The following is an 18643-nucleotide window of genomic DNA, read 5'->3' on the forward strand; positions in this document are numbered from 1 at the left end:
GGTGAGTGCTGAAGCGTGGTAACTCCAGTCTCCTCGGTCCGGTCCGAATGGACAACCTCCCGAAAGCTCACAGCTAGGCCGCCTTGACGCGCTTGGGCGCCTTGTCCTTCTTCGGCGCGCAGATCAGCGCGGCGACGATCGCTGCAGGGCCGATGGCCCGGTAGTGCTTGGTGAGCTCGGCGTACTGGCTACGCGCTCGGTCCTGTTCGGCTTGTTTTCGTTTCATTGGTCTCTTCCCTAACGTCAGCTCTGCTGAGAGCGGCTGCAATTGCTTACGGATTCGGTCGAATTCGTGGCAATGCGGCGGCTTCTAGCCCGGCAATGTTTCATTACGGTGCCGGCATACTTAAAAAACTGTTTCAACAGGACGCCGTTGCGGCCGGATCGGTAAACTTTCATGACGCCGCGTCTTGACGGCAACATGGTGGAGGGCGATAACGCGGCCGATGAAAACGTCTTTCGCCATTTCCGGCATCTGCATTATTGGCTAGCGTTCGCGCTGGTCAGGACGTTTTCGCCTCCTCTTCACCAAAGACAGGTCAAACGCCCGGGCCAGCAGGCCACGGCGCCGCGCGTCCGTTCGGACGCGCAAAGGACGCCGTGAAACTGAAGTTGGGTGCATGATCTTTTCCGAAAATCGGAGATTTTCGGGGTCATGCACATGGGGAGTTTCATGTCTGACGCATTCAGGGGCTTGCGCCTTACCAACACGCTGACGCGCACGAAGGAAGACTTCGTGCCGATCGATCCGCAAAACGTGCGGATGTATGTCTGCGGCCCGACGGTCTACGACTTCGCCCATATCGGCAATGCCCGGCCGGTGATCGTCTTCGACGTGCTGTTCCGCCTGCTTCGCCATCTCTATGGCGGGGAGGCCGTCACCTATGTGCGCAACATCACCGACGTCGACGACAAGATCAACGCGCGCGCCCTGCGCGACTTCCCCGACCTGCCGCTGAACGAGGCGATCCGGCGCGTGACCGAGAAGACGGCCAACCAGTTCCACGCCGACGTCGCGGCACTCGGCTGCCTCGAGCCGACCTTCGAGCCGCGCGCCACCGAGTTCGTGCTGGCGCGGCCGGACGGCAAGACCGACATGATCTCGCTGATCGGGCGCCTGATCGAGCGCGGCCACGCCTATCAAGCCGAAGGCGAGGTGCTGTTCGACACCGCCTCGATGCCCGACTACGGGCAACTGTCGAAGCGCAACCTCGACGAACAGCAGGCCGGCGCCCGCATCGAGGTCGAGGCGCACAAGAAGAGCCCCGGCGATTTCGTGCTGTGGAAGCTGTCGTCCGCGGAAGAACCCGGCTGGGACAGCCCCTGGGGCCGTGGCCGGCCGGGCTGGCACATCGAGTGCTCGGCGATGTCGGAAGCCTATCTCGGCGAGGTATTCGACATCCATGGCGGCGGGCTCGACCTGATCTTCCCCCACCATGAGAACGAGATCGCCCAGTCGCGCTGCGCCCACGGCACCGACGTGATGGCCAATTACTGGCTGCACAACGGCTTCCTGCAGGTCGAGGGCCAGAAGATGTCCAAGAGCCTGGGCAACTTCTATTCGATCCACGAGTTGCTGGAGACCGAGAATTTCGGCGGCCGCAAATGGCCGGGCGAGGTGCTGCGGCTGGCGATGCTGATGACGCATTATCGCGAGCCGATCGACTTTTCGGTGCGCAAGCTGGAAGAGGCGGAGGTGGTGCTCGACGGCTGGTATCGCGCGATCGGCGATACGCCGGTGTCGGACGTTTCCTGCGCCGACGTGCTGGACGCACTCTGCGACGACCTCGGCACCGCAGGCGCGGTGACCGCCCTGCATGAGCTGCGCGCCCAGGCCGCCAAGGGCAGCGCCGGCGCGCGCGCCGGCCTCAAGACCAGCGCGGCCATGCTCGGGCTGCTCGGGCGGACCGAAGCCGAATGGTTCGCGGCCAAGGCGACGAGCGCGGCCATCGACGGCGATGCCATTGCCGGACGGATTTCCGCCCGTCTCGCCTTCATTCGCGACAGGAACTGGGCCGAGGCCGACAGGATCCGCGACGAACTGCTGGCTGAGGGCGTGCAGCTGAAGGACGGCAAGGACCCGGTGTCGGGCGAGCGCGTGACGACGTGGGAAGTGAAGCGGTGAATTGCTTGATGAAGCCAACGGATAGGTTGGAGGGACAGTACCCCCCTCTGTCCTGCCGGACTGTCCGGCAGGACAGAGGGGGGTGTGAAAGAGCGCGACACCTGAACATAACGCGATATGGAACGAGGGCCTGACCATGGGCCACGACCTCGTCCCTCGGCGTCAGCGCAAGAATGCCAAGGCCATGCGCCATGTCATGACCGAGGCCGAGCTGAACCTGTGGAATGAACTGCGCGCGCACAGGCTGATGGGGTTGGGATTCCGGCGGCAGGTTCCGATAGGACCCTACATAGTCGATTTTGCTTGTTCATCGCATCGCCTGATCGTTGAGGTCGACGGCAGCCAGCATGCGCAGGCCGAACAAGCCGAACGTGATTCGGTGAGGACCGGATATCTTCAGGCAAGCGGCTGGACCATCCTCCGCTTCTGGAACGACGACGTGCTTCGCGATATCGACAATGTCTGCGGCCACATTGTCGCGGCCGGGCAGGGAGGCGCGCTGGCGGCGGCGGGCATGAAGGAGGAGTTCGTGCAATGATCGACCATACGGGCATATCCGTCGCCGATTTCGGCAAGGCGAAGGCTTTCTACGACAAGGCGTTCGCGCCGCTCGGCGCTTCTCTGCTGATGATGGTGCCGCCCGAGCACACCGGCGGCGTCAAGGTCGGCGGCTACGGGCGCGAGCGGCCGGTGTTCTGGCTGCACGAGGCGCCGGCTGGGCCGGGGCGGCATTACGCCTTCACCGCACGCAGCCGGGCCGAAGTCGATGGCTTTTACGCCGCCGCGATCGCCGCCGGTGGCAAGGACAATGGCGGGCCGGGGCTCAGGCCGCACTACCATCCCGACTACTACGCCGCCTTCGTCCATGACTCCGACGGTAACAACATCGAGGCCGTGTGCCATGTTCCCGGGTGAAGGGGTGACGCCATGAGCCTCGACAACAGGCCGCATTATTCCGGCGGGTGCCAGTGCGGCGCCGTGCGCTTCCATGTCGAGGGCGCGCTCGGCGGCGCATCCGTCTGCCACTGCCGCATGTGCCAGAAGGCATTCGGCAATTTCTACGCGCCGCTGGTCTCGGTGCATCGGGATGCGAAGCTTGTCTGGACCCGCGGCGAGCCGAAGAAGTTCCGCTCGTCGAACTTTGCCTTTCGCGGCTTCTGCGCCGACTGCGGCACGCCGCTGACCTATGAGGCGCCGGACGGGGTGGCGCTGGCGATCGCCGCCTTCGACGAGCCGGAGGAGATCGCGCCGACAGTGCAATGGGGGCTCGAGGGCAAGCTGCCCTATGTCGACCACGTCCACGAATTGCCGGGCTATGCGACCGAGGACGACCCGGACGCGGCGGACTTCGTCAACGACATCGTCTCCTACCAGCATCCCGACCACGACACCGAACAATGGCCTTTGGGGGAAAGTTCATGACGGAGAAGGTGAGAACAGGCGGCTGCCAGTGCGGCGCAGTCCGCTTCCGCATCCGGGGCGCGCTTGGGCGCACGTCGATCTGCCATTGCCGCATGTGCCAGAAGCAGTTCGGCTCGTTTTTCGGTGCCTTTGTCGCAGTGCCAGCGGATAGCGTCGAATGGGTCCGCGAGGAGCCGAGCTACTTCCAGTCGTCGGTCAACATTGCCAGGGGCTTCTGCCAGCGCTGCGGCACGCCGATGACCTACCGCCAGCCGGACGCGCTCGAGATCTCCATTGGTGCCTTCGACGACCGCTCCGATCTCGCACCGACGATCCAGATCAACCATGGCTTCCGCTTGCCGTGGGTCGAAACGATCTTCGACCAGCCTGTCCACGACAACCCCGACTACTACAAGCGGCAGGAGCAGATCATCTCCTTCCAGCATCCCGACGAAGAGACGGCCAACTGGCCCGAGCATGGACTGAAACTATGAGCACTGAACTGCGCGGCCTCTATCCCGAGATCGAACCCTTCGACAGCGGCATGCTGGACGTCGGCGACGGCCACAGCATCTATTGGGAGCGCTGCGGCACCAAGGGAGGCAAGCCCGCCGTGTTCCTGCATGGCGGCCCGGGCGGAGGCATCTCGCCCAAGCACCGGCGCCTGTTCGACCCAAAACTCTACGACATCGTGCTTTTCGACCAGCGCGGCTGCGGCAAGTCGGTGCCGAACGCCTCGCTGGAGGCCAACACGACCTGGCACCTGGTGGCCGACATCGAGCGGCTGCGCGAGATGGCCGGCTTCGACAAGTGGCTGGTGTTCGGCGGCTCCTGGGGCTCGACGCTGGCGCTCGCCTATGCCGAAACGCATCCCGGCCGGGTCAGCGAACTCGTGGTGCGCGGCGTCTACACGCTGACCCGCGCCGAACTCGAATGGTACTACCAGTTCGGCGTCTCGGAGATGTTTCCCGACAAGTGGGAGCGCTTCCAGGCGCCGATCCCCGAGGCCGAGCGCGGCGACATGATGGCCGCCTACCGCAAGCGGCTGGTGGGCGACGACCGCCAGGCGCAGGTGGAGGCGGCCCTTGCCTGGAGCACCTGGGAGGGCGAGACGATCACGCTGCTGCCCGACCCCGACACCAGCGGCAAGTTCGGCGAGGACGACTTCGCCATCGCCTTTGCCCGCATCGAGAACCATTATTTCGTCCATGCCGGCTGGCTGGAGGAAGGGCAATTGATCCGCGACGCCCACAAGCTGCACGGCATCCCGGGCGTCATCGTGCACGGGCGCTACGACATGCCGTGCCCGGCGAAGTATGCCTGGGCGCTGCACAAGGCCTGGCCCCAGGCCGAGTTCCACCTGATCGAAGGTGCGGGCCACGCTTATTCGGAGCCGGGGATCTTGGATCAACTGGTCAGGGCGACGGACAGGTTCGGGGGGAAGGCTTGATTATGTATCGCGCTTCTTCGCACCCCCCTCTGTCCTGCCGGACATCTCCCCCACGAGGGGGGAGATCAGCCGGCACGCCGGCTTTCGCCAATCGCCGGCGTTGCAGGACGGAGCGAAGCGTCAATACTGCCAATCTCCCCCCTCGTGGGGGAGATGTCCGGCAGGACAGAGGGGGGCGCCAAAGAGCATCTGCCCTCAAGGTGTTGCCATGAAAGAACGCATCTATCTCTTCGACACGACGCTGCGGGACGGCCAGCAGACGCCGGGCATCGACTTTTCCGTCGAGGACAAGATCGCGATCGCCGGCATGCTCGACGAGTTCGGCGTCGATTACGTCGAGGGCGGCTATCCGGGCGCCAACCCGACCGACACGGCCTTCTTCTCCGAAAAGCGCACCAGGCGGGCGAAGTTCGTCGCCTTCGGCATGACCAAGCGGGCGGGGGTGTCGGCCTCCAACGACCCGGGCATCGCCGCACTCGTGCAGGCGAAGTCGGACGCCGTCTGCTACGTCGCCAAGAGCTGGGACTACCATGTACGCGTGGCGCTCGGCGTCAGCAACGAGGAGAACCTCGAGTCGATCCAGGCTTCGGTCGAGGCGGCGCGTGCCGCGGGCAAGGAGCCGATGGTCGACTGCGAGCACTTCTTCGACGGCTTCAAGGCCAATCCCGACTATGCGCTGGCCTGCGCGCGGACCGCCTACGAGGCCGGTGCGCGCTGGGTGGTGCTGTGCGACACCAATGGCGGCACCCAGCCGTCCGAGGTGGGCGACATCGTCGCCAGGGTGATCGCCGGCGGCATCCCGGGGCAGAATCTCGGCATCCACGCCCATGACGACACCGGCCAGGCGGTGGCCAACTCGCTGGCCGCCATCGAAGCCGGCGTGCGCCAGGTCCAGGGCACCATCAACGGCATCGGCGAGCGCTGCGGCAACGCCAACCTCGTGACCATCATCCCGACGCTGGCGCTCAAGCCGCATTTCGCCGACCGCTTCGAGACCGGCATCTCGGCGCAGGCGCTCGGCGGCATCTCGCGCCTGTCGCGGGCCTTCGATGAACTGCTCAACCGCGCGCCCGAGGCGCAGGCGCCCTATGTCGGCGCATCCGCCTTCGCCACCAAGGCCGGCATCCACGCCTCGGCAATCGCCAAGGAGCCCAAGACCTACGAGCACGTGCCGCCGGAAACGGTGGGCAACCGCCGCAAGGTGATGGTGTCGGACCAGGGCGGCAAGGCCAACTTCATCGCCGAACTCAGGCGGCGCGGCATCGACGTGCCCAAGGACGATCACAGGCTCGACGCGCTGATCTCGGTGGTCAAGGAGCGCGAGGCCGAGGGTTATGCCTATGAGGGCGCCGACGCGAGTTTCGAGCTTCTGGCGCGCAAGATGCTGCACGGGGTGCCCGAATTCTTCAACGTCACCAGCTTCCGCTGCATGGTCGAGCGCCGCTTCGACGCCAACGGCAACCTCAAGACGGTTTCCGAGGCGATCGTGAAGGTGGTGGTCGACGGCGAGGAGAAGATGTCGGTGGCCGAGGGGCACGGCCCGGTCAACGCGCTCGACATCGCCCTGCGCAAGGACCTCGGCAAGTTCCAGGACGAGATCGGCGACCTGGAGCTGGCCGACTTCAAGGTGCGCATCCTCAACGGCGGCACCGAGGCGATCACCCGCGTCCTGATCGAATCGCATGACGGGACCGGCGCGCGCTGGTGGACGGTAGGCGTTTCCGAGAACATCATCGACGCCTCGTTCCAGGCGCTGATGGATTCGATCGTCTACAAGCTGATGAAGAACCGCGACATGGCGGGCCTGGTGGCGGCGGAGTAGAGCGCATGGAGGTGCAGCAATTTTTTAAAGAGATTTACATCTTTGAAATAGACAGGAAGGACAGGCTGGATTCTGGAATTGCTGTTATATTGACAGCAATAACTGGCGTTGTAGTATCAATGGTATTCATTATTGGGATTATATCTAAGGAAAATTTTGAATGGAGTGGATTGGTATTTCTGTTCTTTTCGGTTTGTTCATTTTCAATTGCGATATCTGTTATATTTTTGGTCGTCGGATTTCACGGGCGATCATACAAATATCTTGATTATCCGAGGGAGCTTAAGGAGTATTATGATAAACTTGAGCTGTTCTACAAAGGAGATAATTCGGAGGCCAAATCTGAATTCACAAGTGCTATAACGAGACAGTTTATCGAATTTGGTACTCACAATGCGAGAGCCAATGATGAAAAGTCTGAAAATTATTTTCAGGCAAAGCGCTGGTTCGCATGGAGCTTGCTTCCGTTCGCGTGTGGGGCGATTGTATTTGGAGCCTTCCTCGTTTTCGGCACGGAGGTATGAAGTGGGTGACGACAAAGAAGAACAGCGACCGCGTGACGAGCAAAAGCCCGAGCCCCCTGCGGGGAGAGAGATCCGGGAAGGCTATGAGCCTCAACGCACAAAATAGCCATCTTCCCATCTAATTGCGCATCTCTGCTAGCGCAGGCCCGGCCGATTGATCCATCAACGGAAAGCGGCTGGACCATCAGTATTTTGAAATGGCTTCGGTGGTCTGCCGGGCGCATAGGTTCGCGCCATGAGCACACAAGCGCCTGCGATTTCCCGCGACGAAGCTTCGCGCGGCTTTCTCTTCGCCCTTTCGGCCTACCTGATGTGGGGCTTCCTGCCCTTCTACATGAAGGCCGTCGCGCACATTCCCTCGCCCGAGGTGATCGCCCACCGCATCGTCTGGTCGATCCCGATCGCCGCCCTGCTGCTCTGGTGGCTTGGCCGCACAGCGGACATCAGGGTGGCCCTGCGTACGCCGCGCACCTTGGCGCTGGGCGCGCTGACGGCCGGCCTCATCACCATCAACTGGGGCGTCTATGTCTGGGCGATCGCCAACGACCGGGCCCTCGAGACGGCGCTCGGCTACTACATCAACCCGCTGTTCACCGTCTTCCTGGGCGCCGTCGTGCTCGGCGAGAAGCTGACCCGGGCGCAGATCCTGGCCATCGGGCTCGCCGTGGTCGCCGTGGCGCTGCTGACCTGGGATACCGGCGGATTGCCGTGGGTCTCCATCGTGCTTGCCCTTTCCTGGGGCTTCTACGCCCTGTTCAAGAAGACGCTGCCGATCGGGCCGGCGCAGGGCTTCTTCCTCGAGGTGCTGCTGCTCGGCATCCCGGCGCTGGGCTACATCCTCTACCTGCAGTCGTCCGGCGTCGGCCATTTCACCACCACGGGCATGGCCGACGTCTGGCTGCTGCTTGGCTGCGGCGTCGTCACCGCGGTGCCGCTGATCCTGTTTGCCAACGGCGCCAAGCTGCTCAGGATGTCGACCATCGGCATCATGCAGTACATCGCCCCGACGATGATCTTCGTCATCGCCATCTTCATTTTCCGCGAGCCGTTCTCGAGCGAACGCGCCATTGCCTTCGCGCTGATCTGGGCGGCGCTCGCGATCTACACGTGGTCGATGTTTTCGGAACGCAGCAAGGGCGGCTGACGAGACCGGACGGAGGAGACGATGTACCAACTCTATATCGCCAACAAGAACTACTCGTCCTGGTCGCTGCGGCCATGGGTGCTGATGCGGGCGCAGGGCATCGACTTCGCCGAGCGGCAGGTGCCGTTCGGGAACCTGCCGGGCTATCCGGATTTCCGCTCCTTTTCGCCGACGGGCAGCGTTCCGTGCCTGATCGACGGCGGCCTGACCGTGTGGGACTCGATGGCGATCGTCGAATACCTGGCCGAGCGCCATCACGGCGTCTGGGCGGAAGATGCCGTCGCCCGCGCCTGGTCGCGTTCGGCCGCGGCCGAGATGCATTCCGGCTTCCGCAGCCTGCGCAACATCTGCGGCATGAGCTGCGGCGTGCGCGTGGCGCTCGGCGAGCGCCCGGCCGACCTGGAAAAGGACATCGCGCGGATCGGCGAGCTGTGGAACCAGGGGCTCGAACGCTTCGGCGGCCCGTTCCTGGCGGGGCGGCACTTCACTGCCGTGGACGCCTTCTTCGCCCCGGTGGTGTTCCGGGCGCTGACCTACGGGCTCGATTTCGGCGGCCGCGCCGGGACCTATGTCGCAACCATGCTGGCAACCCCGGCGATGCGCGAATGGTATGACGCTGGCCTGGCGGAGACCTGGCGCGACCAGCCGCACGAGGACGAGATCGCGGCGTCCGGCACCATCACCGCCGACCTGCGCGCCCGCGCCTGAGCGGCCGCTCACATCTTGTCGATGAGCGACTGGACGCCTTCGGTGGGCGTGGCGTCCGCGCCTGCCGCGACCAAGATGGCGGCGACCACCGCTTCGGGCTCGTCGATGACGAGCGGCTGCACCAGATGCGAGGTATGGACGAAGCCTTCGGTCCGCATGTGATCGATGAGCGACAGCATCGGGTCCCAGAAGCCGTTGACGTTGGCGAAGGCGATCGGCTTGCGGTGATGGCCGAGCTGCGCCCAGGTCATCACCTCGACGATCTCCTCGACCGTGCCGATGCCGCCGGGAAGCGCCACGAAGGCGTCGGACTTCTCGAACATCGCATGCTTGCGCTGGTGCATGTTGTCAGTGATGACGAGCTCGTCGAGCCGGCCGAGCGCGCTCTCGGTCGCTTCCTTGTTCATCAGGAAGCGCGGTATGATGCCGGTGACCTTGCCGCCGGCGCGCCGGGAGCCATCGGCGACCGCGCCCATGACGCCCTTGGTGCCGCCGCCATAGATGAGCCGCAGTCCAGCCTTGGCGATCGAGCGGCCGAGCAGATGGCCGGCCTTGATGTAGACCTCATCGCGGCCCGGCGAGGAGCCGCAATAGACGCAGATGGATCGAATCGTGTTCATGCCTGATTGGGTATTGCGTCTGTGGGCAGGGTCAAGCCCGCACGGGGCTTTTTCTTGTCGCTGCCGGCAAAACAAGGTAGACCCGTCGCGCGGCTAGGGGCAGGAACAGTAATGGCAATCAATCCGTTGAAAATCTTCCTTCTGGCAGCTGGCGGCTCGGCCGCGGCTGCCGGTGTTGCATATGTGTCGGGCGTGCTCGATCCTTACCTCGCGCCGCCGCCGGCGGCGGTGGCGAGCCTGCAGGCTCCGGCCACGCCCGCGCCTGCCGCGCCGAGCGCGCCCGAGGCTGCCGAGCCGGCCAAGCCCGCGGCCGAAGCCACGGCTCCGGCCCAGCCGGCAGCAGGGGTGGTGCCGCCGTCCTTCGATGTCGTCCGCGTCGAGGAGAACGGCTCGCTGGTGATCGCCGGCAAGGCCCCGGCCAGCGCCAAGGTCGAGATCGTCACCGGCTCCAAGGTCATCGGCGCGGCGACGGCCGGCACCGACGGTGACTTCGCCGTGGTGCTCGACAAGCCGCTCGAGCCGGGCGACTACCAGATCGTGCTGCGCTCGACCGCTCCCGACAACCTGGTCGCCACGTCGACCGAGACGGCGGTGGTTTCCGTTCCCGAGCAGCCGGGCGGTCAGGTGCTGGCGCTGGTCGAGGAGCCGGGCAAGCCGTCGCAGCTGATCACCGTTCCCAAGGCGCCGGCCGAACCGGCTGCGCCGTCCGCGCCCGACCAGCCGGCGCAGGGTGCGGCGACCGTGGCGCCGGCCGCGCCGCAGACAGCCCCTGCGACGCCCGAGGCGGCCGCCAAGGTCAAGGTCGCCGTCGAGGCGGTCGAGATCGAGGGCAAGAAGGTGTTCATCGCCGGAACCGCCGACGCCGGCCGCAAGGTACGCGCCTATGCCAACGAGACCTTGATCGGCGAAGCCGTGACCTCGCCCGAGGGCCGCTTCCTGATCGAGGCCGAGCGCGAACTGCCGGTGGGCGACTATATCGTCCGCGTCGATGCGCTCGAGGCCGACGGCGCCAAGGTGGCGGCGCGCGCCGCGGTACCCTTCACGCGCGAGCCGGGCGAGGCGGTGGCCGCCGTGGCCCCCGCTCAGCCCGCACCGGCAGAGACGCAGCCGGCAGCGCCTGCCGGGCAGGCCGGAACCCAGTCTGAAGCACCGGCTGCGGGCACCTCCGACAAGCCCGCCGAGGTGGCGGCTGCCCCGAGCGTGCCCGAAAAGCCGGCCGAGACCGCAGCGGCACCCGCCGCCCCCGCCGGCGAGACGCCGGCGGCGACGGCGCCGAAGCTGCAGCCGGTCAACGGTGCGGTGATCATCCGCCGCGGCGATTCTTTGTGGCGCATCTCGCGCCGCGTCTACGGCTACGGCGTGCGCTACTCGACCATCTACCTCGCCAACCAGGACCAGATCAGCGATCCCGACCGCATCTGGCCGGGCCAGGTGTTCCGCGTTCCGGAGAAGTCCAAGGAAGGCGAAGCCGCCAACATGGACGCCATGGGCGAGCAGGCGATGCCCGCCCAGGCGCCCAAGCAGTAGGAGCACGGTTTTCCGGCAATTGCGGTTGCGAAGGTTAAATTCATCGTCTATCGTCGATAGACGATGAAGGCCTTCCATCCAGATCCGCGTTGCGGCGCCGCCTCCAGCGAGGACGTGGCCCAGAAGCTTGCGGCGCTCGCGCATCCGGCGCGGCTGCAGATCCTGAGGCGGCTCGGCGGCGGCAGGTCGTGCTGCTGCAAGGAGGTGGTCGAGCATCTCGACCTCGCCCAGTCGACCGTTTCCCAGCATCTGAAGATCCTCGTCGAGGCCGGGCTGGTGCGTTATGCGCCGGAGCGGCAGCGCTCCCGCTACCAGATAAATGATGCGGCGCTGGCCGAGGTTTCGGCCTCGGTCGCCGCGCTCGTCGAATCCTGCTGCGCCGTCGACGGCGCCGACTGCTAATCAAGGCAAGACCAGTGGCAAACAAGACCGTTTCCGCCGATCGCGGCTCGACCTTCAGCACGATCAAGAACCTGTGGCCCTACATGTGGCCGGACGATCGCCCCGACCTCAAGATGCGCGTCGTCTGGGCTACGGTGTTCCTGGTCGTCGCCAAGCTGACGCTGGTGGCCGGACCGTATTTCTTCAAATGGGCGACCGACGCGCTGGCCGGCGACCAGCGTTCGCCCCTGGCGCTGCCGGCCTTCCTGCTCGCGCCGGTCATGCTGGTGGTCGCCTACAATGTCGTGCGTATCGTCCAGCTCGGCTTCAACCAGTTGCGCGACGCGCTGTTTGCCAGCGTCGGCCAATATGCGGTCCGCCAGCTTGCCCACCGGACCTTCGTGCACATGCACGAGCTGTCGCTGCGCTTCCATCTCGAGCGCCGGACTGGCGGCCTGTCGCGCATCATCGAGCGCGGCACCAAGGGCATCGAGACCATCGTCCGCTTCACCATCCTCAACACCGCCCCGACCGTCCTCGAATTCGCGCTGACGGCCGGCATCTTCGCCTTCGCCTATGGCTGGAAATATGTGGCCGTGGTGGCCGTCACCGTGTGGCTGTATGTCTGGTTCACGGTCAAGGCGAGCGACTGGCGCATCGCCATCCGCCGCGAGATGAATGATTCCGATACAGACGCCAACACCAAGGCGATCGATTCGCTGCTCAATTTCGAGACGGTGAAATATTTCAACAACGAGCGCATGGAGGCCGAGCGCTTCGACCGCTCGATGGCGCGATACGAGCGCGCGGCGACCAAGACCTGGACTTCGCTGGGTTGGCTCAACTTCGGTCAGGGCGTCATCTTCGGCCTGGGCATGACCGTGATCATGTGGATGTCGGCGCGGGAGGTGATGGCCGGCACGCAGACGGTGGGCGACTTCGTCTTCGTCAACGCCATGCTGATGCAGCTTTCCGTGCCGCTCAACTTCATCGGCATGATCTACCGCGAGATCCGCCAGGGCCTGACCGACATCGAGAAGATGTTCGACCTGCTCGACGTCGAGCAGGAGGTGGTCGACAGGCCCGGCGCCAAGGCGCTGGTGGTCGGGACCGGCCGCGTCGAGTTCCGCGACGTGCATTTCGCCTATGACAAGAACCGGCAGATCCTGAAGGGCGTGAGCTTCGAGGTTCCGGCCGGCAAGACGGTCGCCATCGTCGGCCCCTCGGGCGCCGGCAAGTCGACGATCTCGCGGCTGCTGTTCCGCTTCTACGACATCCAGCAGGGCGCGATCCTGATCGACGGCCAGGACCTGCGCGACGTGACGCAGGAAAGCCTGCGCGGGTTGATCGGCATGGTGCCGCAGGACACGGTGCTGTTCAACGACACCATCGCCTACAACATCCGCTACGGCCGCACGAACGCCGACGAGGAGGACGTGCGCAAGGCGGCGGAACTCGCCCAGATCTCGGGCTTCATCGAGCGCATGCCCGACGGCTACAAGTCGATGGTCGGCGAGCGCGGGCTGAAGCTCTCGGGCGGCGAGAAGCAGCGTGTGGCGATCGCCCGCACCATCCTCAAGGCGCCGCCGATCCTGATGCTGGACGAGGCGACCTCGGCGCTCGACACCCAGACCGAGCAGGACATACAGAGCGCGCTCGACATGGTCAGCAAGGGGCGCACCACGCTGGTCATCGCCCACCGCCTGTCGACCGTCATCTCCGCCGACGAGATCATCGTGCTCGAGGACGGCAGGATCGCCGAACGCGGCACCCATGCCGACCTGCTCAGGCACCGCGGCCTCTACGCCAGGATGTGGGATCGCCAGCGCGAGGCGAACGAGGCCGAGGAGCGGTTGCGCAAGGTGCGCGAGGAGGACGAGCTCGGCGTCATTGCGCGCCGGCGCACGCCGGAGGTCGCCGAGCGCAGCTGAGCGGAAAGGGTGCTGCCGCTGCGCCGATGTCGCGTTGCGGCGGCTGTCCGTTTCCGGTAAGCACTCCGGAACCTCAACAGCCGGGGCAGCCCCTTCATGAGCATAGCCGACACGATCCGCAACGCCTTTGTTCCGGTCCATCGCGAGGGCTACCCTTTCATCGCCGGATTCGCGGCCGTTGCCGTTCTTCTGGGGCTTTTCTCGACCTCGCTGTTCTGGATCGGGGCGATCCTGACGGCCTGGTGCGCCTACTTCTTCCGCGACCCCGAGCGGGTCACGCCGCTCGACGACAGACTGGTCGTCAGCCCGGCCGACGGCGTGGTTTCGGCCGTCGGCCCCGCCGTGCCGCCGCGCGAACTCGGCCTCGGCGCGACCGAGATGACCCGCATCTCGGTGTTCATGAACGTCTTTTCCTGCCACGTGAACCGTGCGCCGGTGCGCGGCAAGATCGTCCGCATCGAGCACCGCCCGGGCAAGTTCCTCAATGCCGAGCTCGACAAGGCGAGCCAGGAGAACGAGCGCAACGGCTTAGTCATCGACAGCCCGAACGGGCAGGTGGCCGCGGTGCAGATCGCCGGCCTGGTGGCCCGGCGCATCGTCTGCTGGGCGGACGTCGGCGGCAACATCGCGGTCGGCGAGCGCTTCGGCCTGATCCGCTTCGGCTCCCGCGTCGACGTGTTCCTGCCCGCCAATGCGGTTCCGCGCGTCGCCGTCGGCCAGACGGCCGTGGCCGGCGAGACTGTGCTGGCAGAATTCGGCGGGGCGAGCCACGCGCCGCTGGTACGGGTTTCCTGACGATGGTGGCGCCGTTCAAGCCCTTCGAGCCGCATGGGCGCGGCGGTCCGCGCATCCGCGAGATCCCGCTGCGCCTGGTGCTGCCCAACCTCATCACGGTGCTCGCCATATGCGCCGGCCTGTCGGGGATCAGGCTCGCCTTCGAGGGGCGCTTCGAGCCCGCCGTGGTGATGGTGCTGGTCGCCGCCTTCCTCGACGGCATCGACGGCCGGCTCGCCCGCATGCTCAAGGCGACGTCGAAATTCGGCGCGCAGATGGATTCGCTGGCCGACATCGTCAATTTCGGCGTGGTGCCGGCGCTCGTGCTCTACGCCTTCCTGCTCGACCGCGCCGGCTCGCTCGGCTGGATCGCGGCGCTGCTCTTCACCATCGCCTGCGGACTGAGGCTCGCCCGCTTCAACGTGCTCGACGACGACCTCGAGCGACCGGCCTGGCAGGCCGAGTATTTCGTCGGCGTTCCGGCTCCTGCGGGTGCGGTGGTGGTGCTGGCGCCGATGTACCTGGCCTTCCTGGGGCTGGAGCCCACGCGCACGGTAGCCTATGCCGGCACGGCCTTTGCCATCCTGGTCGCCTTCCTGCTGGTCAGCCGGCTGCCCGTCTATTCCGGCAAGAGGCTCAGGATCAGGCGCGAATACCTGCTACCGGTGATGCTGGCGGCGGTGTTCTACGTGCTTCTGCTGACTGTCTATCCGTGGCAGACGCTGACCGCTTCGGTCGCGGGCTATCTCCTGTTCCTGCCGCTGAGCGCCAGCGCCTATGCGCGCCGGGCCAAGATCGAGGCGGCAGCCGAAGCCGCCGCTGTCGAGGCAACGGCCGAAACGCCCGATACCACGACGCCTGAGGCCTAAGCGGCCGCCAGGCCCAGCTGCTCGATCGCCATGCGGCGCGCCGTCACGTAGTCGGTCTTGCCGGAGCCGAGCACCGGCAATTCCCCGACCTTGACGATGTCGTGCGGGACCATGAGGTCGGCCACGCCGGCCTGCTTGCCGTAGAGCCGCAGCGTCTCGGCATCGGCATTGCCGGCGGTGGTGACGAGCACGATGCGCTCGCCCTTGCGCTTGTCGGGCACGGCGACGGCGGCGTGATGCTCCTCGGGCCACAGCGACTGCACCAGCATCTCGACCGCGCCGAGCGACACCATCTCGCCGGCGATCTTGGCGAAGCGCTTGGCGCGGCCGCGGATGGTCAGGAAGCCCTCGCGATCCACCGAAACGATGTCGCCGGTGTCGTGCCAGCCGTCGAGCGGCTGCAATTCGCCCGGCCGGTCGGCGGTCATGTAGCCCATCATCATGTTGGGGCCGGTGAGCCAGAGCTGGCCGCCTTCGCCGACGCCCTCGACCGGCTCGAGCCGCATGCGGATGCCCGGCAGCAGCCGACCCACCGTGCCGTCGCGGTTGTGGGTGGCGGTGTTGACGGCAACGACCGGCGCGGCCTCGGTCAGCCCATAGCCCTCGACGATCTCGGCGCCGAAGCGGTCGCGCCAGACGCGGCGCGTCTCCTGGCGGACCGGCTCGGCGCCGGCGACGACGAAGCGCAGGCTCGAAAAGTCGCCGTCCTCCGCCGTCCGCGCATAGGCGGACAGGAAGGTGTCGGTGCCGAACATGATGGTCGGGCGGGCCTTGCGGGCGATGTCGGGGATCAGCTTGTAGTGCAGCGGCGAGGGATAGAGGAACAGCCGCACGCCGGTCAGCAGCGGCAGGATGGTGCCGCCGGTCAGGCCGAAGGAATGGAAGGCCGGCAGCACGTTGAGCAGCTTGTCGGCGGGCGAGATGGAGATGCGGGCCTCCGCCTGCATGGCATTGGCGATCAGGTTGCGGTGCGACAGCACCACCGCCTTGGGCGTGCCCTCAGAGCCCGAGGTGAACAGGATGACGGCGGGTTTCGACGCGTTTTGCGGCCGCAGCGGGCGATGCCACTGCAGGGCGGCAGCCGCCTTCTCGGGCGCCGAAACGCCTTTGCGAAGCTCCTCCAGCCAGACCATGCGGGCACCGGCCTGCTCGATCGCGGCGACGACGTCGGCGAGATCGGCCTTTTCGATGAAGGCCCTCGAGGAGACGACGACCCTGATCTCGGCGGTCCTGATCGCCGAGGCGACGTTGGCCGGCCCCGCGGTGTAGTTGACCATCGCCGCAACCCGGGCGGCCGAAACCAGCCCCATCAGCGCGATGACCAGCCCGTTGGCGTTGGGCAGGAGCACGCCGACGGCGTCGCCCGGTGCCGACACGGCCTCCAGGCGACGGCCGATCACGCGCGCGCCCGTCATCAGCATGCGGTAGCTCAGGGCACCGGTGACCACGTCCTCGACGATCGTCCGCGACGGGCCGTAGCGCTCGGCGGCGTCGCACATGGCATGGAAAAGCCCGCCGTCCAGCTCGGCGGCGGCAAGGCGCGCCTCGGCGAAGCGGTCGAAGAAGGCGTTGGCGGAGGTGGTGTTGGCAGTGCCGGCGCGCTCGCCAAGTTCGGCTATGGTCATCGGCGCGAGCGCCGCGATGCCAAGGCGCGGGAACCAGCTGCGCGGCGCCTGCTTCGACGGGGTCAGCGACGACGGCAGGTGGCGCGCGCCGCCGACGAAGATGGGGACTATGCGAGCGTCGGCCTGCATGGCGATGCGGGCGACGGCGCGGAACAGGCGGAACGACTTCACGTCCGGTTCGACGCTGTCGGGGAAATAGACCGCGAGGCGGCCCTTGCCGCGGAGCACGCGCACGAGCCGGCGGCTGACGAAGACATGCTCGGCGTTGAAGACGATGTTGCGCGCCAGCGTTCGCCAGGGGTCGAGCCAGTGTGCATCGGCCGATGCCTCGTCGAGGATGTGCAGCGTGTCGTCGGGGAGCAGCGACAGCATCAACGCCGGTTCGATGCGCGACTGGTGCGAGACCACGTAGATAGCCGGGGCGGGCGCTGTGCGGGCGTCGCGCGTGGCGTCGTCGCGGATGCGGTAGACCAGCTTGAACGGGACGTAGAGCAACGCCTGGCGGAAACGAATGCCGAGTGTGTAGGCCAGCACGCCCGCAGCGAGCGCCCAGACGGCCGCGACGCCTAGCAACACAGCACTGGCCAGCAGCATGCCGCACCTCCCAATGCACGCGGTCGTGGACCGCACACCATGAAACTAGACGATGCCGACGCAAGGTCAATTCGCATCGTCTCCCCAATCCCTTTGCCCCAAACAGGAAAAAGCCGGTCTTGCGACCGGCTTGAAGTCTAGGGACGGGTGGAGGGGATGGGGGGATGGGGCAACCCGTCCTGGGCGCTATAACGTGCTCGCGGCCAAATGGTTCCGGCGCCGTCACACATTTTGTGACTGGCCACGGGCAGCGATGGGCCGGCGGGCGGTGTTCCAGTCGCGCCAGGCGTGCGCGAACACCGCCGAAAGCACGATGGCGCCGCCGGCGAGGCTCGCCGCCGGCGGGACTTCGGACAGGAACAGCCACGCGAAGAATATGCCAATCGGCACCTCGGCGGTGCCGATGAGGCCTGCTTCGGCCGCCGGTATGCGGCGCGCGCCCTCGGTCCAGAGCACGACGGCCAGCGCGAAGGCGAAGCCGAAAGCTGCGAGCAGGGGTACGTCGCGGGCCGAGGTCGCGAGCGGATCGGCCACGAACCAGGCGGGCAGGACGCCGAGGAACGCCGAAACGGCGCCCGCCCACACCACCGGGGCGGTGCGGAAGCGGCGGACGAGGGCGGCATAGAGGGCGAAGGCGAAGGTCGTCACCAGGGCCAGGAAATCGCCGAAGGCGTGGCCGCCGCCCAGTCCGGACCCGACCATGATGGCCACGCCTGCCAGGCAGGCGGTCGCGGCGACGGCCGTCTCGCGCCGGAAGGCCTCGTTTGCCAGCACCCACGCCATGAGTGCCACCACAAACGGCACGGTGGCGTAGATGACCACGACATTGGCGACATAGGTGTTCTTGAACGAGGCGATGAAGGCGATGCTGGCGAACGTGCCGAGCCCGGCGAGCAGCCAGCCCTGCCAGCCGAGATGGAGGCTCTCGCCGCCGCCGCGGGCGCGGCGCCAGAGGACATAGGCCGAGATCAGGACGCCGCCGACCAGTCCGCGCCAGGAGGTGACGGTCAGCGGATCGGCTTCGATGGATTTGGTCAGTATGCCCGCGAGTCCGAAGACCCCGGCCGAGAGGGCAACGAGGGCCATGCCTAGCCTGTGTTCTGCCTGCGTGCCGGCCACGCCCGCCATCGAACCTCTCCCTGCCGAAC

General features: G+C 66.3%; 20 protein-coding genes. 16 read left to right on the top strand and 4 right to left on the bottom strand.

The window, feature by feature from the left end; genetic code table 11:
- Positions 1-73 precede the first annotated feature (73 nt).
- On the bottom strand, positions 74-226 hold the full coding sequence (locus PV773_RS19400) for a transcriptional regulator (protein WP_347967928.1): 153 nt from the start codon (positions 224-226) through the stop codon (positions 74-76).
- Between the two features lie 171 nt (positions 227-397).
- Here PV773_RS19400 and PV773_RS19405 point away from each other — a divergent pair, with 171 nt between their 5' ends.
- The 11 genes from PV773_RS19405 to PV773_RS19455 all read left to right on the top strand — a co-directional run bounded on the left by PV773_RS19405 (position 398) and on the right by PV773_RS19455 (position 9174).
- Positions 398-604 (top strand): hypothetical protein, encoded by a 207-nt coding sequence (locus tag PV773_RS19405; protein WP_347967929.1) that lies wholly within the window; start codon positions 398-400, stop codon positions 602-604.
- Between the two features lie 69 nt (positions 605-673).
- On the top strand, positions 674-2125 hold the full coding sequence (gene cysS / locus PV773_RS19410) for a cysteine--tRNA ligase (RefSeq protein ID WP_347967930.1): 1452 nt from the start codon (positions 674-676) through the stop codon (positions 2123-2125).
- A 136-nt stretch (positions 2126-2261) separates the two neighbouring features.
- Positions 2262-2663, top strand: a complete 402-nt coding sequence (locus tag PV773_RS19415) for a DUF559 domain-containing protein (RefSeq protein WP_347967931.1) — start codon at positions 2262-2264, stop codon at positions 2661-2663.
- Positions 2660-3040 carry a VOC family protein gene (locus PV773_RS19420; protein WP_347967932.1) on the top strand — a complete coding sequence of 127 codons (381 nt, stop codon included), beginning with the start codon at positions 2660-2662 and terminating at the stop codon, positions 3038-3040. The genes PV773_RS19415 and PV773_RS19420 overlap by 4 nt, the downstream gene beginning before the upstream one ends.
- A gap of 12 nt (positions 3041-3052) precedes the next feature.
- On the top strand, positions 3053-3547 hold the full coding sequence (locus PV773_RS19425) for a GFA family protein (protein ID WP_347967933.1): 495 nt from the start codon (positions 3053-3055) through the stop codon (positions 3545-3547).
- Complete coding sequence (locus PV773_RS19430) at positions 3544-4020, top strand: GFA family protein (protein WP_347967934.1); 477 nt, start codon at positions 3544-3546, stop codon at positions 4018-4020. Before PV773_RS19425 ends, PV773_RS19430 begins: the two co-directional genes overlap by 4 nt.
- Entirely contained in the window at positions 4017-4976 is a 960-nt protein-coding gene (pip, locus tag PV773_RS19435; RefSeq protein ID WP_347967935.1) for a prolyl aminopeptidase, read from the top strand. Before PV773_RS19430 ends, pip begins: the two co-directional genes overlap by 4 nt.
- A 208-nt stretch (positions 4977-5184) precedes the next feature.
- Positions 5185-6798 (top strand): citramalate synthase, encoded by a 1614-nt coding sequence (gene cimA, locus PV773_RS19440; RefSeq protein WP_347967936.1) that lies wholly within the window; start codon positions 5185-5187, stop codon positions 6796-6798.
- A gap of 5 nt (positions 6799-6803) precedes the next feature.
- Complete coding sequence (locus tag PV773_RS19445) at positions 6804-7322, top strand: hypothetical protein (protein ID WP_347967937.1); 519 nt, start codon at positions 6804-6806, stop codon at positions 7320-7322.
- A gap of 235 nt (positions 7323-7557) precedes the next feature.
- Positions 7558-8466, top strand: a complete 909-nt coding sequence (gene rarD, locus PV773_RS19450) for an EamA family transporter RarD (RefSeq protein ID WP_347967938.1) — start codon at positions 7558-7560, stop codon at positions 8464-8466.
- A 21-nt stretch (positions 8467-8487) separates the two neighbouring features.
- Positions 8488-9174, top strand: coding sequence for a glutathione S-transferase family protein (locus PV773_RS19455; protein WP_347967939.1), 687 nt, complete (start codon positions 8488-8490; stop codon positions 9172-9174).
- 8 nt (positions 9175-9182) lie between these two features.
- Here the strand turns inward: PV773_RS19455 and PV773_RS19460 are convergent, their stop codons facing one another.
- Positions 9183-9794: a TIGR00730 family Rossman fold protein gene (locus PV773_RS19460; RefSeq protein WP_347967940.1), complete on the bottom strand. Its 612-nt coding sequence runs from the start codon at positions 9792-9794 to the stop codon at positions 9183-9185.
- Between the two features lie 111 nt (positions 9795-9905).
- Here PV773_RS19460 and PV773_RS19465 point away from each other — a divergent pair, with 111 nt between their 5' ends.
- From PV773_RS19465 to PV773_RS19485, 5 genes are all read left to right on the top strand, one after another.
- A complete protein-coding gene (locus PV773_RS19465; RefSeq protein WP_347967941.1) occupies positions 9906-11321 on the top strand; it encodes an Ig-like domain-containing protein in 1416 nt (471 codons plus the stop codon).
- A 63-nt stretch (positions 11322-11384) separates the two neighbouring features.
- Complete coding sequence (locus tag PV773_RS19470; protein WP_347967942.1) at positions 11385-11723, top strand: metalloregulator ArsR/SmtB family transcription factor; 339 nt, start codon at positions 11385-11387, stop codon at positions 11721-11723.
- Positions 11724-11737: 14 nt separating this feature from the next.
- Positions 11738-13633, top strand: a complete 1896-nt coding sequence (locus tag PV773_RS19475) for an ABC transporter ATP-binding protein/permease (RefSeq protein WP_347967943.1) — start codon at positions 11738-11740, stop codon at positions 13631-13633.
- 96 nt (positions 13634-13729) lie between these two features.
- Positions 13730-14428 carry a phosphatidylserine decarboxylase gene (locus tag PV773_RS19480; RefSeq protein WP_347967944.1) on the top strand — a complete coding sequence of 233 codons (699 nt, stop codon included), beginning with the start codon at positions 13730-13732 and terminating at the stop codon, positions 14426-14428.
- Between the two features lie 2 nt (positions 14429-14430).
- Positions 14431-15276 carry a phosphatidylcholine/phosphatidylserine synthase gene (locus PV773_RS19485; RefSeq protein WP_347967945.1) on the top strand — a complete coding sequence of 282 codons (846 nt, stop codon included), beginning with the start codon at positions 14431-14433 and terminating at the stop codon, positions 15274-15276.
- Here PV773_RS19485 and PV773_RS19490 read toward each other — a convergent pair.
- Complete coding sequence (locus PV773_RS19490; protein ID WP_347967946.1) at positions 15273-17495, bottom strand: AMP-binding protein; 2223 nt, start codon at positions 17493-17495, stop codon at positions 15273-15275. The genes PV773_RS19485 and PV773_RS19490 overlap by 4 nt on opposite strands.
- Positions 17496-17717: 222 nt before the next feature.
- Positions 17718-18623, bottom strand: coding sequence for a DMT family transporter (locus PV773_RS19495; protein WP_347967947.1), 906 nt, complete (start codon positions 18621-18623; stop codon positions 17718-17720).
- Positions 18624-18643 lie beyond the last annotated feature (20 nt).

It is taken from the genome of Mesorhizobium sp. CC13 (genome assembly GCF_039907765.1).
Taxonomy (GTDB): Bacteria; Pseudomonadota; Alphaproteobacteria; order Rhizobiales; family Rhizobiaceae; genus Aminobacter.